Genomic DNA, 15530 nt, shown 5'->3' on the forward strand with positions numbered 1-15530 from the left:
CGCCTATTTGCAGTAGAGGCGGTCAATGCTGTGCGGCGATGCCAGGTAATGGCGCGTCTGCCAACCGATGGCCACCCGGTAGGCGCACGGCGGATCGAGCGCCACGTTGACGGGGAAGCCGCCATTGTTGCCCGACAGGTGAGGCCCGCCCGCGCCGCCACGGAACAGATAGTTGCTGGACGGTGGTGGCGGCGTGAAGCTGGCGGCCGGCAGCGGTGGCGGCGGATGCGTAATGCCGTTGTTGTTGGAAATCGTGACATTGAAAAAGCGCAGATGCGGGTGGTCGATCGTGTACAGGATATGCACGAGGCCGCCCGCGATGGGATTGCAGGCATTGCTGCGCAACTCTTCCAGGTCCAGCGCCACGATGACGGGCGAGTTGTCGAAGACGATGGAATCGAGCCCGTCCGTGGACACCAGCGCCAGGCTGATGCCGTCGCGCACTTCGAAGCCCAGGCGGTAGCGGCGTATCGGTTCGCTCTCGGCCGCCGTCAGGCTGCGCCCCGCGTCGAGGATGGGCAAGCCGCCCGGCAGCTTGGCCGGGTGCAAGCTCGTGATGGCCGGCGTATTCACGGTCAGCAAGTCGAACGTGCGCAGGAAGATGTTGGGCGCCACGTTGACGATGGCCGTCGTGCCGTCGCGCATGTCCACGGTGACGGGCTTGCCGTCCACCCGTATCCAGCCGCCCGGTTTCAAGTCGCCCGCATCGATGATGACGGGCGCCGAATCGCCGAGACCCAGTCCGTTCGTATAAAACACATAGCCGACGTGCGTGCCGAGGATTTGCGTCAACGGCGCCAGGCTGGCGGGCGCGACCGGGGGGATGGCCGTCGGGTCGTCGCTGCCGCCGGGCCAGGACCATTCGCCGATGAGGAAACGGTATTCGAGCGGGTTCGCGGGAATGGCGCTGTTGCGCAGCGGGCAATTGCCCTTCAGGGTGACGCCGCCGGCGAATACATACGAGGCGCCGGGGCCGCCTGCATAGCCTTGCGCGGAAAAGCCGGCCAGCGAGGGAAACGGGTGGATGTCGAAGATTTCCACCTGCTGCCAGTGGGGCACGCCTTCCACGTCGGGCGGCAAGACTTCTTTCGAGCACAATTCCACGCAGAAACAGTGGCCCACGTTTTCGCGGCCCGGCTGGCGCCCGTTGGCCTGCGTTTCCGACAGAATGGCCACGCTGCCCAGTTGCGCCGTGAAATACACGTCGGGGCCGCTGGCGAACTCCACGTTGATGAACGGTGAAAACGGTGTGAGCGTGAAGTCCGACGTCAGATAATCGATGCGGAAGCGCCCGCTGGCGTCCGTCACCGCGACGCCGAGCGCATCGTCCTGCAGCCAGTCGGCGTCGAAGGCCCGCACGGTGGCGCCGGCGATCGGCGCGTGGGGAGCGTCGCAGGTGCGCAGGCGGCCGCAGATGGTCCAGGCGCCGAAGCGGGCGCGCACGAGGCACCAGAAGCGTTGCGGCAGGCAATAGTCCCAGATGGCGAGATAGTCGTTTTCGGCCTGGCGCCAGCGGGGCTGAATGGTGGTGATGGAAAACTGCAGCGGCACGGGGTCTTTCGGCCCCGGTTTCAACCGCGGCACGGTAGGGCACAGGATATCGACTTCCACGGCCTCGCCCTGGTAATCGCCTGCCAAGGTGAAACTGTAGTTGCCGTCCTCGTCCGTGCGCGCTTCGGCCAGCAGGAACGGTGCTTTCGCCTGCACCTCTTCTTCCGTGAGGATGGCGAAGGTTTCCTTGGCGCTGGCCATGGCCAGCGCCGTGACGTTTTGCGACTCGCGCGGCCGGTACAGGCGCACGATGACGTGGGACAATGCTTCAGGGCACTCGGCACAGATCAAGCCGCATAGCTTGCCTCGCAGGATATAGGCCATGATGGCTCCCTTGCTGATGTGGACGGCGCGCCGCTCGGAATGGCGGCGCTGTTACCAAGCTAGCAAATGAGCGGCGGTCGGGCTTGATCCTGCGTAAAAGTATGGCTATTTAATCAGCGCCAATACTTCGCGGAAACGCGGGTGCTTGCAGTCGCGCAGCCATTCGAAGGCCAGCATCTCCACCGTCACCAGATGGGCACCGAGCTTGTCCAGGCGGGCCAGCGCCGCGTCGCGGCTGGCTCCCTGGCGCGAACCGACGGCGTCGATGGCGATGATGACCTCGTAGCCCAGCTCCAGCAGGCCGATGGCCGTCTGCAGCATGCACACATGGGCTTCGCACCCCGTGACGACGATCTGTTTTCGCCCGGCGGGCAGCATCTGCTGCAAGCCATCAAAACAGGCGCCGAAATGCGTCTTGTGCAAGGTCCGTTCGCACAGCGCGGCGATCTCTTCCACGTTCGGCCCCAGTCCCTGGCGGTTCTGTTCCGTGCCCAGCACGGGCACGTCGAGCAGGCGGGCGATCTTTGCCAGGCGCAGGTTTTGTGCCAGCACGAGGCCCGCATCGTGGATGGCCGGCATCAGGCGGCCTTGCAGGTCGACAATGACCAGAACGGCCTGGTTCGCATCCATCAGCATGGCGTTCTCCTTATTAGTATGTGGCGACAGTGTAGCGCGCGGCAGCGTGCTCAAGCTGGCCAGCTGGGCGTGGCCGTTTCGCCCATCAGGTAGGCGTGGTTCAAATCGATGGCGCTGCGCAGGTAGTTCCACAGGGCGCTGACCCTGGCGATATTGCGCCGCTCGCTCGGCGAGATCATCCAGAAGGCGCGCAGCAGGTCGATCTCGCCGTCGAGCACGGGCACCAGTTCGTTCGACTGCTGGGCCACGAAGCAGGGCAAAATCGCCAGCGCCTGGCCCGCGCGCGCCGCGTGGTACTGGGCGATGACGCTGGTGCTGCGAAACGCACGCAGGGAGTCGGGCGCCACGTTGTCCATGTAGCGCAGTTCCGAACTGAAGACCAGGTCGTCCACGTAGCCGATGATCGGGTGCTGCGCCAGTTGCGCCACGCTGGTGATCGGTGCGTGGCGTGCCAGGTAGGCTGGCGTGGCGTACAGTTTCAGCCGGTAGTCGGACAATTTGGTCACCACATACGGGCCGGACAGGGGGCGCTCGATGGAAATGGCCACGTCCGCCTCGCGCTTGGACAGGCTGACAAAACGGGGCACGGCGATCAGGTCCACGCTGATGTGCGGGTATCTGCCGCAAAACTGTGCCAGGTGGGGCGCCAGCACGATGGCGCCGAAGCCCTCGGTGGCACCCAGGCGCACCTGGCCCGACAGCAGCCGGTTATGTTCGCCCAATTCCTCGGTGGCGGCAAACACCGTGCTTTCCATGGTTTCCGCGTATTCCATCAGGCGGTGGCCCTCGGGTGTCAGCTGGTAGCCCACGTAGTTGCGGTCGAACAGCTGCGTGCCCACCTGCTCCTCGAACTTGCGCATGCGGCGCGACACGGTGGAATGGTCGATGCCCAGCTTTTTCGCCGCATCGACGAGGCCGGCGCTGCGCGTCAGTTCCAGGAAGACCCGTACATTGTCCCAATCGAGCATGGCAAACCCTCTCTGTGCATTTTTGCAAAGGAATTATGCATTAATTTCACTTGAGCGCATATTTTTACACATGCAGAATGCATCTATACATATAAGAAAAACCCATCCACCTGGAGACACGCATGAAAAAAACCGTTCTGGCCATGGGCGCGCTGGCGCTTACCCTGTCCTTTGGCGCGCACGCGCAGATTTCCGATGGCGTCATCAAGGTCGGCATCCTGACCGACATGTCCGGCCCGTATTCGGCCATGGGCGGGCGCGGCTCCGTCGTCGCCAGCCAGATGGCCGTCGAGGATTGTTTGAAGGCCGAATGCAAGGGCATGAAGATCGAGATCCTGTCGGCCGACCACTTGAACAAGGCCGACATCGCCGCCTCGAAGGCGCGCGAATGGATAGACCGCGACAAGGTCGACGCCATTGCCGATCTGACCAATTCCTCGGTGGCCCTGTCCGTGCAAAAGCTGATGAAAGAGAAGGGCGGCATCGCCATGTTCAGCGGCCCGGCCACGGGACGCCTGACGAATGAAGACTGCTCGCCGAACGGCTTCCACTGGATGTTCGACACGTATTCGCAGGCGGCCGGCACGGCGGCGGCGCTGACCAAGCTGGGGCAAAAATCGTGGTACTTCGTCACCGTCGACTACGCGTTCGGCCACTCGCTGGAAAAGGATGCCAGCGACGTCGTCAAGCGCAATGGCGGCACCGTCGTGGGCGCCGTGCGCCATCCGCTGAACGCTTCCGATTTCTCGTCCTTCCTGGTGCAGGCGCAAGGCTCGAAAGCGCAGGTGATCGGTCTGGCCAACGGCGGCGCGGACACGGTGTCGGCCATCAAGCAGGCGCGCGAATTCCGTATCGGCAGCGGCAAGGACCAGCGCCTGGCCGCCCTGCTCGTGTTCCTGTCCGACGTGCACGCGCTGGGGCTCGATACGGCCCAGGGCCTCGTCTACGCGGACGGCTTTTACTGGGATTACGATGACCGCAGCCGCGCGTTTGCCAAGCGCTTCGAAGCGCTCAACAAGGGCGCCAAGCCGACCATGGTGCAGGCGGGCGTGTATTCGAGCGTCTACCACTACCTGAAATCGGTGGCGGCCGCGAAGAGCGACGACTCGAAGATCGTCGCCCAGAAGATGCGCGAGCTGCCGATCAAGGATGCCGTCATGAACAACGCCTCGATCCGCCCCGACGGCCGCGTCATCCACGACATGTACCTGGTGCAGGTCAAAACCCCGGCCGAATCGAAAGGCGCGTGGGACTACCTGAAAGTGCTGTCGACCATCCCCGCCGACCAGGCGTTCAAGACTATGGATGCGGCGGCGTGCAATTTGGTTAAAAAGTAATTTTAGTCTATCGACGGAGCAGCATAAGGCCGGGGTCAGTTCCTTCGGAATCGGAATTTCCCCCACTGGGGGAAATTCCCCCGCCGGGTCTGACCCCAGTACTCCGCTGCTCCGTCGAGTCCTATGAACATCGCACACCCGGAGCCTCAACCATGAACCAAGCCCTCACCCAAATCCCCGCCATCCCCCTGCACATCGCCGGCAAGTATCACGCTTCGACCAGCACGGAATGGCGCGACGTCATCAATCCGGCCACGCAGGAAATCGTCGCCAAGGTACCGTTTTCCACGCCCGACGAAGTCAACCTGGCCGTCGCCACGGCCAAGGAAGCGTTCAAGACCTGGCGCAACACGCCGCTGGCGGCGCGCATGCGCATCATGCTCAAGTACCAGCACCTGATCCGCGAAAACATCGGTACTTTGGCCGAACTCATCACGCGCGAACACGGCAAGACCTTGCCCGACGCGGAAGGGGAGGTGATGCGCGGCCTGGAAGTGGTGGAGCACGCGTGCTCGATCGCTACCTTGCAGCTGGGCGAGATCGCGGAAAACGCGGCCACCGGCGTCGACGTGTACAACATCTACCAGCCGCTGGGCGTGGGCGCCGGCATCACGGCCTTCAATTTCCCCGTCATGCTGCCATGCTTCATGTTCCCGATCGCCATCGCCTGCGGCAATACCTTCGTGTTGAAACCGTCGGAGCAGGACCCGTCCTCGTCGATGTATCTGGTTGAACTGATGTACCAGGCGGGCTTGCCGGCCGGCGTGCTGAATGTCGTGCATGGCGGCGCGGACGTCGTCAACATGCTGTGCGACCATCCCGACATCAAGGCCGTGTCCTTCATCGGTTCCACCCATGTGGGCACGCATGTGTACCGCCGCGCCAGCGAATCGGGCAAGCGCGCGCAATCGATGATGGGTGCGAAAAACCATTGCGTGGTGCTGGCCGACGCCAACAAGGAGCAGGCGATCAATAACCTGATCGGCGCCGCCTTCGGCGCGGCCGGCCAGCGCTGCATGGCCAATTCCGTCGTGGTGCTGGTGGGCGAAGCCCGCTCCTGGCTGCCGGAAATCGTCGCCCGCTCGCAAGCGCTGAAAGTGGGGCCGGGCAGCGACCGCACGGCCGACCTGGGTCCGATGGTGTCGAAAGCGGCCATGCAGCGGGCGGAAAAACTGATACAGGCGGGTGTCGACGAAGGCGCGCAACTGCTGCTCGATGGCCGTGGCCACAAGGTGGCCGGCTACGAGGGCGGCAACTTCATGGGCCCGACGATTTTCTCGAAGGTGGCAGCCTCGAACTCCGTCTACACGCAGGAGATTTTCGGCCCCGCCATGTGCGTGGTCGAAACGGATACCCTGGACCAGGCCATCGCCTTCATCAACGCCAACCCGAATGGCAACGGCACGTCGATCTTCACCTCGTCCGGCTGGGCGGGGCGCAAGTTCCAGAACGAGATCGACGTGGGGCAGGTGGGCATCAACGTGGCCATCCCCGTACCCGTCGCCTATTTCAGCTTCACGGGCTCGCGCGCGTCGAAGCTGGGCGACCTGGGCCCGAACGGCAAGCAGGCGCTGTATTTCTGGACCCAGACCAAGACCGTCACGGCGCGCTGGTTCGCCCCGGACGATGGCGGCAGCGGCGTCAATACCACCATCTCGATGAAATAAGGGGACACCATGGGCACCAATATCGTTTTCATCGGCCTGGGGAACATGGGGCTGCCCATGGCGCAAAACCTCGTGCGCGCGGGCCATGCGGTGACGGGTTTTGACCTGGTGCCGGCCAGCATGCGGCAGTTCGCCGACGGCGGCGGCCTGGTGTCCGATGACCAGGCGGCGGCGATAGGCCAGGCCGACATCGTGATCACCATGCTGCCGGCCAGCCGCCACGTGCTGGGCGCCTACCTTGGCGACGCGGGCATCCTGGCGCAGGCGCGGCCCGGCACCCTGCTGATCGACTGTTCGACGATTTCCACCGAGGCGGCGCGCCAGGTGGGCCGCGCGGCGCAGGAGCAGGGCATGCCCATGCTGGACGCACCCGTCTCGGGCGGCACGGCGGGCGCCACCAACGGCACCTTGACCTTCATGGTGGGCGGCGAAGAATCCGCATTGGCTGCGGCGCGGCCCTACCTGGACGTCATGGGCAAGGCCATCTTCCATGCGGGCGGCTCGGGTTGCGGCCAGACAGTCAAGATCTGCAACAACATGCTGCTGGGGATACTCATGATCGGCACCAGCGAAGCGATCCGCCTGGGCGTGGCCAATGGCCTGGACCCGAAGGTGGTGTCGGACGTGATGGCGAAAAGCTCGGGCCGCAACTGGACCCTGGAGGTGTATAACCCGTGTCCCGGCGTGGCGGAAAACGTGCCCGCGTCGCGCGGCTATACGGGCGGCTTTGGCGTCGACCTGATGCTGAAAGACCTGGGCCTGGCCGTGGAAAGCGCGCTGGCCAGCGGCGCCTCCGTGCCGCTGGGCGCCTTGTCGCGCAATTTATACAATTTGCACAGCAAGGCGGGATCGGGTGCGCTGGATTTTTCCAGCATCTATCAGATGCTGGGCGATAAAACTTAAGGCTGTTGCGCCTGCAGGGCCGCCAGTTCCGCCCTGGCTTTTTCCAGCTTGCCTTCCAGCTTGGCGATTTTCTTCGGTTGTTTATTGGCTTCCTGGGCCAGGCGTAGCGAACGCTCCGTCTGGTTCACCTTGGCCTGCGCCTTGACGATTTTCTTGTTGTGGCGCTCGACCAAGGTGCTGTCGCGGCAGTGGGCATTGACTTCGTCGAGCGCGCGCGTGAGGCCCGCGACCTTGTCGGACAGGCCCTGTTCCTGCGCCTGGCGCAATTCGCTGCGGATGCTTTCGCGCTTGGCGGCGCAGCCGGCCAGCTGGGTGTCGGCGGCGCTGGCGGCTCCGTTTGCGGCGATGGCAAGGAGCAAGGTCAGGGCGGTTTTCGATAGATGGTTCATAGTGTTCCTGTATCAGTGGCGGGCCCGTGCAATGTAAGCCTGCCGGGGTGCCCTGTCAAACTTCCCGTACCGTGCGCGCCTTCCTGGCGAGCCATCGGCTACCATGCGTGTTTTCTTCTTTCCGACACCGCCGCATGCCCAAGAAATTACTCTGTCTGATTCCTTTTCTGCTGCCGCTGCCCATCCTGGCGCAAACCTCGCCCACCTTGCTCGACCTGCAACTGATCGCCATCAAGGCCAGGGCGGATGTGGCCAGCCATAGCCCGCAAAGTATCGCCGAATTTGCCGAGACCCGGCGGCTGGCGGAAACGGGCGACGTGGAGGCACAGCTGGACCTGGCGCGCATGCTGCAGCTGGGCGTGGGCGCGCCGCAAGACACGGCGCAGTCGATGGCCTGGGTACGCAAGTCGGCCGAGGGCGGCTATGCGCCGGCGCAATCGGCTTTGGGCCTCGCCTATACCGTGGGTGGCAAGGTGCCCATCGACCGCGTGCAGGGTGAATACTGGCTGCGCCAGGGAGTGGCGCAGGGCGACGCACTGGCGCAAACCATCCTGGCGCTGGAATTCATCAATGGCGACAGCAGTGCCGAAGAACAGGCGCTGGCCATCACCTGGCTGAAGGCGGCGGCGAACGAGCAGCACTTTGTGCCCGCCATGCGGCGCATGGTCGATGTGTACGTCAACGGTGAACTGGGACAACAGGCGAATGCCGAAGATGCGGCCGAATGGCGCGGCAAGCTGGCGGAAAGCGAAAAGAAATGAAGACCATCGTGTTTGTATTAAGCCTGGCGCTGGCGCAGCCCGTCCTGGCGCAACAAGCGTCCACCAAAGCACCGCGCCAGCATCCGGCGCTGGCCGAATTCGACACACGCGGCCTCGATGACATGCGCGCAAAGGTGCGGGCCGTGATCGACCGCCCGGCCGACCTGTCGCCGGACAAGGTCGCCGCCTTCGAGAAAGCGCGTACCGCTGCGGAAGGGGGCGATGCCGCCGCCCAGCTGGAACTGGCGCAGATGCTGCATGAGGGCGAGGGCACGCCGCGCAACCTTGACGCCGGTCTGGCGTGGATGAAGAAATCGGCCGAAGGCAGTTATGGCCCCGCGCAGGCTTTCCTGGGCGTGGCCTATACCTTGGGGCAGGGCATGGCCATCGACCGCAAGCTGGGCGAATACTGGTCGCGCAAGGGCGCCGCGCAAGGCGTGGAACTGGCCAACTTCATGGTGGCGCAGCACTTTGAAAATATCCACAGCAGCTCGGAAGAGCAGGCGCACGCGCTGCACTGGCTCAAGTACTATGCTGAAAACGGATTCATCCCCGCCTACAATGAAATCGGCTACCGCCTGATGATGACGGCGAAGGACGACGCGCAGCGCAAGGAAGCGTTCGGCTGGTACATGAAGTCGGCCAAGGCGCTCGATCCGTCGGGCTTGAACAACGTGGCCTACTCGTATGAAGTGGGGCAGGGCGTGCCGCAGAGCGACGAAGCGGCCCTGGGCTGGTACGAGATGGCGGCCATCGCCAAAAGCCCGCCGGGGCAGACGGGCTTTGCGCGGCTGCTGGAGCAGGGCCGTGGCGGCCCGACCCGGCAAGGGCCGGCGCCCAAACCGTTCGAGTTGTACCTGCTGGCGGCAAAGCAGGGCGATGCTGAAGCCATCGAACGGCTGGTCAAGGTGTACGATAAGGGCGAGCTGGGACAGGCGGCCGACCCCGCGCAGGCCGCACTGTGGCGTGAAAAGCTCAGGCTGGCCAAGACACCTTGACCGGGCATGACGGCGCGGAAACGGCATGCTATCATCATTGTTATCGATAACAATATCATGAGAGAACCATGAATCCCGATTTCCGCTCCAAGGCGATGCTCGAAGCGCATATTCTGCACACGATGCACTTTTATCACCCGCGCGCCATTGACCCCAGCGGCGGCTTCTATCACTTCTTCCTCGACGATGGCACGGTGTACGACGCCAGCACGCGCCACCTGGTCAGCAGCACGCGCTTCATCTTCAATTACGCCATGGCGTACCGCCGTTTCGGCGGGGACGAATACCAGGCGGCCCTGCGCCACGGCGTGGCCTTTTTGCGCGACGCGCACCGCGACCCGGCCACGGGCGGCTACGCCTGGCAACTGTCGTGGAAAGACGGTGTCAAGACGGTGGAAGACGGCGCCAACCACTGCTACGGCCTGGCTTTCGTGCTGCTCGCCTATGCCCACGCCTTGCAGGGGGGGATACCGGAAGCGCGCGCCTACCTGGACGAAACGTTCGAATTGATGGAACAGCGCTTCTGGCTGTCCGAACACGGCCTGTACGCGGACGTGGCCAGCGCCGACTGGTCTACTCTGGATGGCTACCGTGGCCAGAACGCGAACATGCATGCGTGCGAAGCGATGCTGGCCGCATTCGAAGCGACGGGCGAGGCGCGCTATCTGCACCGTGCGGAAACCTTGGCGCACAATATCACCGTGCGTCAGGCGGGTCTGGCGAACGGCATGATCTGGGAACACTACACGCCCGACTGGGCTATCGACTGGGATTACAACCTGCACGACAAGAGCAATATCTTCCGTCCGTGGGGCTACCAGCCCGGCCACTTCACGGAATGGGCCAAGCTGCTGCTGATCATGGAGCGCCACGCCAAGTTCATGGCCGGTCCTTCCGACTGGCTGCTGCCGCGCGCGCGCGAACTGTACGACACGGCCCTGGCCAAGGCCTGGGATGGCACGCATGGCGGCATCCACTACGGTTTCGGTCCGCACGATGAAATCTGCGATGGCGACAAATACTTCTGGGTGCAGGCGGAAAGCTTCGCCGCGGCCGCCGTGCTGGCCGTGCGCACGGACGACGACGCCTACTGGCAAAGCTACGACAAGATCTGGGACTACAGCTGGCAGCACTTCGTCGACCATGAGCACGGCGCCTGGTACCGCATCCTGACGCCCGAGAACCAAAAAATCAGCAAGGAGAAAAGCCCGGCCGGCAAGACCGATTACCATACCATGGGCGCCTGCTATGAAGTGCTGAACGCGATTGGCGGTGCGGCATGAACACCTCTTTTCCAACTTTTGTGTCGGCCGGCGAAGCGCTGACGGACATGCTGCGCACGGGCCCTGACACGTGGAGCAGCCAGGTGGGCGGCTCGACCTGGAACGTGGCGCGCGTGATGGCGCGCCTGGGCGTGCCCAGCGCGTTTGCGGGCGCCGTCAGCCGCGACGTCTTCGGCGATGCGCTGGCCGCTGCCACCGACGTGGCGGGCCTGGACATGCGCTTCCTGCAGCGCCATGCGAAGTCGCCGCTGCTGGCCATCGTGCATGAACTGCATCCGCCCACGTATTACTTCATCGGCGACGATAGCGCCGACCTGCATTTCGACGCGGCGCGCTTGCCGGCCGGCTGGATGCAGGGCGCGCAATGGGTGCATTTCGGCGGCATCAGCCTGGCGCGCGAACCGCTGGCGGGCAAGCTGGTGGCGCTGGCGCAGGAACTGAAGGCGGCTGGCGTGAAAATCAGCTACGACCCGAATTTCCGCATCATGATGGATGAACGCTACGACGCCACCCTGCGCCGCATGACGGAGCTGGCCGACGTGATCAAGGTGTCCGATGAAGACCTGGCCGGGCTGTTCCGCCACGACGACATCGATGGCGCGTTTGCCATGCTGCGCAGCTGGAATCCGCACGCCACGTATTTATATACGCGCGGCGCGCAGGGCGCGGCCCTGTACCAGGGCGAACGGACGTGGCAGGCGGCGCCACCCGTCATCGAGGTAGTCGACTCGGTGGGGGCGGGCGACGCCAGCATCGGCGGCTTGCTGTACAGCCTGATGTACCGCCCGGATGCCGACGGCGGCCAGCACTTGCGCTTTGCCGTCGCGGCCGGCGCGGGTGCCTGCCTGGCGGCCGGCGCCGCGCCGCCTTCGGTGGAGCTGGTGCAGTCGCTCGAGACACGCACGGTCGTCAGTTAAGTCAAGGTTGGCCTGATCTGCATCAACAAGGTAGCCGCATTTACGCTTGGCCTACCTTGTTGTAAGCAATGCTCCTACATGGCTACCGCAGGGTGCTGCCTACAATGTCTACTTCGTGCTGACACCTGGAGACAACATCATGGCCACCCAATCACCTCAGGCAGCTTCCGTTTCCCAAACACAGGCAGGCATGCCGGACATGGACGCGATCGAGCTGCTGACGCAAGACCATCAAACCGTCAAAGAACTGTTCGAACAGTATGAGGGCCTCAGCGACCGTTCGCTCGTCAGCAAGCGCAAGCTGGCCCTGAAAATCTGTGAGGAACTGAGCAAGCATGCGATGGTGGAAGAAGAAATCTTCTATCCCGCCGTGCGCGACGCCAGCCGTTCGAACGAAGACCTGGTCGATGAAGCCACCGTTGAGCACGCATCAGCCAAGGAGCTGATCGCGCAAATCGTCGCCATGGCGCCCGGCGAAGACTTGTATGACGCCAAGGTCAAGGTACTGTCCGAGCAAATCGATCACCACGTGCTGGAAGAGGAGGGCGAGATTTTCCCGCGCGCGCGCGACGCGGAAATCGATCTGGAAGCCATGGGCAGCCAGATCGCGGCGCGCAAGGCGGAAATCGAGCTGCCCGACATGCAGGCGTGAGCTCTATGGATGCGCGTGGCTAGCGAACGCGTCCCGTCGACGCGCGTTCCATCAAGGTAAACGCCATCAAATGATGCGTGGCGGTCGCCGTTTCCCCGGCGCGGCGCTGGCGGATTTCGTCGATGACAAGACTGACGGCGGCGCGCGCCATGTCGGCGATAGGCTGGTGGATGGTGGTCAGCTCGGGCCAGACCGTGGTGGCGACGGGCGTGTCGTCGAAGCCGCACACGCTCAGTTCCGCTGGCACCTGCAAGCCCATGCCATGCGCCACCGCCAGGGTGGCGGCGGCCATGTCGTCGTTGCTGGCGAAGATGGCGCTCGGGTGCGGTGCTTGCGCCAGCAGCTGGCGCGCCGCGTCCAGCCCCGAGCGATACGTAAAGTAGCCTTGCGCCACCCTGTGCGGCGCCACTGGCAAGCCCGCTTCCCGCATGGCGTCCTCGAAGGCCTGGCGGCGCAGCAGGGCGGGCGTGTGCGCCGGGTCGCCTTCGATGAAACCGATGTCGCGGTGGCCCAGCGCGAGCAAGTGGCGCGTCATGGCCAGCGCGCCTTCGTAGTCGTCGATGCGCACGGCCGAGACGCCGGGCGAGGGGCGCGCCGTGGCCACGGCGATGGCGGGGATGCCCATGGTATTGAGCTGCGCCAGCACCGCGGGCGAATCGCACAGGGGCGGCGGCACGAGGATGCCGTCCACGCCGGCGGCCACCAGGCAATCGATGCCGGCGCGCTGGCTGCCCTGGTCTTCGCAGCGTTCAAGAAGCAGCTGGCCGCCGCCCTGGCGGCACTGGTCCATGGCACCGACGAGGAATTCGCTGAGGAAGGCCGCGCTGGGGTTGCTGTACAGGAGGCCGATCCGCAGGGTGCCCGTGCGGGCAGCTCTGGCCGCCAGGTTGGGCTGGTAGCGCAGGCTGGCGATCGCCGCCTCGACCTTGTCGCGCGTGGCCGTGCTGACGCTGGCGCGCCCGTTGATCACGCGCGATACCGTCATGGCCGATACGCCGGCCACGCGCGCCACGTCGTGCACGGTGGCTCCGCTGGCGGTGTCTGGTGCGGCGTGCGCCGCCTTATTCGAGGTGACCACCGAATTTCAGCTTGCCGCTGATGCGCATGCCGTGCAATTGGCCTTCTTCCAGCTCGGCGGCGCTGGTGCGCTGCGCCGTGTCGCGCCGCGCCAGTCCCACCGACAGGATATCGAGCATCATCAACTGCAGCAGGCGCACGATCATGGGCACGAAATTGAGGTTGCCTTCCGGGTGGTTCAAGGTCAGCAGCACATCGGCCAGCTTGGCCAGCGGCGAACCGCTGGCCGTGATCGCCAGCACGCGCGCGCCACAGCCCTGCGCCACCTTGACGGTGCGCAGCAGGTCGGGCAGGGCGCCCGAGCGGGAAATGACCAGCGCCACGTCGCCCGGTTTCAGCATGGCGGCGCTCATTTCCTGCGCCTGCGGGTCGGCAAAGAAGCTGCTGACGATGCCCAGGTTGAGCAGCTTGTGCTGCATGTCGTCGGCCACTACGCGGGCGCTGCCCACGGCCAGCAGTTCCACGCGCTGCGCGCCGCGCAGCAGTTCGATGGCGGCCGTCAGCGCTTTCACGTCGAGCATGTCGCGCATGGCCAGCGCGGCCGAGGCATTATTGCCCAGCACCTTGCGCGCCAGTTCCGCGTCGGAGTCCGAGATCTCCACGTGGCAGTGGGCCACCGTGATGGCGCCGCCCGTCAGGCCGGAGGCCAGCTTCAATTTGAAGTCGGCCAGGCCCTGCACGCCGATCGAGCGGCAAAAGCGCATCACGGTGGGCTGGCTCACGCCCACCCGCTGGGCGATTTCCGCGATCGGCAGGGTCAGCATGGCGTTCGGTTCCTTCAAGACCCAGTCGGCCACCTTGCATTCCGATGGGCTCATGCGCCCGCGCGCCTGGCGCACGGATTCGAGCACGGGCGCGCCGGTATGGGCGCGCTTGAGCTTTTGCGCCAGGATGGCGGCGATGCCGAGGAATGTCGGCAGTTCGGCCGTGATCAGGAAGGTGGGAATCTGCGCCAGGTATTCGTTCAGGCGGCCCTTCTGTTCGAAGCGGGCGCGGAACTGCGACTGTTCGAACAGGGGACCCAGGCGCGGCACGATACCTCCACCTATATAGATGCCGCCCAGCGCGCCCAGGGTCATGGCCACGTTGCCGGCGATGGAGCCGAGGATGGCGCAAAAGCAGTCCACCGCTTCCAGGCACACGTCGCATTCATTGTTCAGAGCGCGGCTGGTGATGTCGGCTGCCAGCAGCAGCGGCGCATCGGGCTTGCCGGCGCGCTCGGACAGGGCGCGGTAGATCAGTTCCAGCCCCCGCCCGGAAGCGAGGCGTTCGGCCGAGACGTGCGACAGCTCGCGCCAGGCGAAGGTCAGCACGTCCATTTCGCGCTGGTCGCACGGAGCGAAGCTGACGTGGCCCCCTTCGCTGCCCAGCGCGATCCAGCGGTCTTCCGCGGGGATCATGCCCGACACGCCCAGGCCCGTGCCCGAACCAAGCAAACCGATGACGCTGTCGGCGCGCGCCATGCCGCCGCCGATCTGCTGGCGCTGGTCGGGCCGGAGGTAGGGCAGGGCCATGGCCAGTGCCGTGAAGTCATTCACCACCAGCAGGGTGTCGAGGCCCAGTGCGGCGCGCATCGCCTCGATCGAGAAGAACCAGTGATGGTTCATCATGCGGATATTGTCGTCGTCGATGGGATTGGCGATGGCGATGGCCGCATGGCGCACGCGCGCCGAACCGGCAGCGCGCGCCTCGTCGCTGTCAATATATGCGGTGATGGCGTCGAGCAGCGAAGCGTAGTCGTCGCAGGGCAGCACGGCCACCGCTTCCAGGTGGCCCTGGCGCGTTTCCAGCACGAAGCGGGCATTGGTGCCGCCGATGTCCGCCAGCAGGCGCGGGCCTTCACTGAAACGCTCCGCCGGATCGCTGCCTGCTACTTCCATTTTTTCATCAATTTTCATGGCGGTGCCTAGTCTCGTATGCGTGCACGGTCGTGGCCGCGCACTGTCGTTATGGCAAAAACCAAGGATTTTAATTCGTATACGTGCCGCGTGCCGAAAAATGCGGGGTGCTTGCGCAAATGCCCGTCCACAGTGCCGGATGCTGCGGTGTCGGCGGGAAAAAGCAGGG

At 64.6% G+C, this 15530-nt stretch carries 14 protein-coding genes; 8 read left to right on the forward strand and 6 right to left on the reverse strand.

Annotation, left to right across the window (positions count from 1 at the left end; genetic code table 11):
• Positions 1-3 precede the first annotated feature (3 nt).
• From V3C40_RS14740 to V3C40_RS14750, 3 genes are all read right to left on the reverse strand, one after another.
• A complete protein-coding gene (locus V3C40_RS14740; protein ID WP_070304387.1) occupies positions 4-1875 on the reverse strand; it encodes a carboxypeptidase-like regulatory domain-containing protein in 1872 nt (623 codons plus the stop codon).
• 105 nt (positions 1876-1980) lie between these two features.
• Positions 1981-2511, reverse strand: a complete 531-nt coding sequence (locus V3C40_RS14745) for an isochorismatase family protein (protein ID WP_092712965.1) — start codon at positions 2509-2511, stop codon at positions 1981-1983.
• Between the two features lie 50 nt (positions 2512-2561).
• On the reverse strand, positions 2562-3479 hold the full coding sequence (locus V3C40_RS14750) for a LysR family transcriptional regulator (protein ID WP_034757572.1): 918 nt from the start codon (positions 3477-3479) through the stop codon (positions 2562-2564).
• Positions 3480-3601: 122 nt separating this feature from the next.
• Here V3C40_RS14750 and V3C40_RS14755 point away from each other — a divergent pair, with 122 nt between their 5' ends.
• The 3 genes from V3C40_RS14755 (at position 3602) to mmsB (ending at position 7386) form a co-directional block, all read left to right on the forward strand.
• Positions 3602-4816 carry an ABC transporter substrate-binding protein gene (locus V3C40_RS14755; protein ID WP_331777827.1) on the forward strand — a complete coding sequence of 405 codons (1215 nt, stop codon included), beginning with the start codon at positions 3602-3604 and terminating at the stop codon, positions 4814-4816.
• A gap of 152 nt (positions 4817-4968) precedes the next feature.
• Positions 4969-6483 (forward strand): CoA-acylating methylmalonate-semialdehyde dehydrogenase, encoded by a 1515-nt coding sequence (locus tag V3C40_RS14760; protein ID WP_072454602.1) that lies wholly within the window; start codon positions 4969-4971, stop codon positions 6481-6483.
• Between the two features lie 9 nt (positions 6484-6492).
• Positions 6493-7386 (forward strand): 3-hydroxyisobutyrate dehydrogenase, encoded by an 894-nt coding sequence (gene mmsB, locus V3C40_RS14765; protein WP_331777828.1) that lies wholly within the window; start codon positions 6493-6495, stop codon positions 7384-7386.
• Here mmsB and V3C40_RS14770 read toward each other — a convergent pair.
• A complete protein-coding gene (locus V3C40_RS14770) occupies positions 7383-7775 on the reverse strand; it encodes a DUF1090 family protein (RefSeq protein WP_331777829.1) in 393 nt (130 codons plus the stop codon). The two genes, mmsB and V3C40_RS14770, sit on opposite strands and share 4 nt — an antisense overlap.
• Before the next feature lie 134 nt (positions 7776-7909).
• On the opposite strand from V3C40_RS14770, the gene V3C40_RS14775 reads away from it, so the two are divergent.
• The 5 genes from V3C40_RS14775 to V3C40_RS14795 all read left to right on the forward strand — a co-directional run bounded on the left by V3C40_RS14775 (position 7910) and on the right by V3C40_RS14795 (position 12386).
• A complete protein-coding gene (locus tag V3C40_RS14775; RefSeq protein ID WP_331777830.1) occupies positions 7910-8536 on the forward strand; it encodes a tetratricopeptide repeat protein in 627 nt (208 codons plus the stop codon).
• Positions 8533-9534 (forward strand): tetratricopeptide repeat protein, encoded by a 1002-nt coding sequence (locus tag V3C40_RS14780; protein ID WP_331777831.1) that lies wholly within the window; start codon positions 8533-8535, stop codon positions 9532-9534. The genes V3C40_RS14775 and V3C40_RS14780 overlap by 4 nt, the downstream gene beginning before the upstream one ends.
• Positions 9535-9602: 68 nt before the next feature.
• Complete coding sequence (locus V3C40_RS14785) at positions 9603-10817, forward strand: AGE family epimerase/isomerase (protein WP_331777832.1); 1215 nt, start codon at positions 9603-9605, stop codon at positions 10815-10817.
• Positions 10814-11734, forward strand: coding sequence for a carbohydrate kinase family protein (locus V3C40_RS14790; RefSeq protein WP_331777833.1), 921 nt, complete (start codon positions 10814-10816; stop codon positions 11732-11734). The genes V3C40_RS14785 and V3C40_RS14790 overlap by 4 nt, the downstream gene beginning before the upstream one ends.
• Positions 11735-11933: 199 nt before the next feature.
• A complete protein-coding gene (locus V3C40_RS14795; protein WP_235432905.1) occupies positions 11934-12386 on the forward strand; it encodes a hemerythrin domain-containing protein in 453 nt (150 codons plus the stop codon).
• Between the two features lie 19 nt (positions 12387-12405).
• Here V3C40_RS14795 and V3C40_RS14800 read toward each other — a convergent pair whose 3' ends face one another.
• Both V3C40_RS14800 and V3C40_RS14805 read right to left on the reverse strand, forming a co-directional pair.
• Positions 12406-13464, reverse strand: coding sequence for a LacI family DNA-binding transcriptional regulator (locus V3C40_RS14800; protein WP_331777834.1), 1059 nt, complete (start codon positions 13462-13464; stop codon positions 12406-12408).
• A complete protein-coding gene (locus V3C40_RS14805; RefSeq protein ID WP_331777835.1) occupies positions 13448-15361 on the reverse strand; it encodes a glucokinase in 1914 nt (637 codons plus the stop codon). The genes V3C40_RS14800 and V3C40_RS14805 overlap by 17 nt, the downstream gene beginning before the upstream one ends.
• Between the last annotated feature and the right edge of the window lie 169 nt (positions 15362-15530).

It is taken from the genome of Janthinobacterium sp. LS2A (genome assembly GCF_036543145.1).
GTDB classification, from domain to species: Bacteria; Pseudomonadota; Gammaproteobacteria; order Burkholderiales; family Burkholderiaceae_D; genus Janthinobacterium; species Janthinobacterium aestuarii.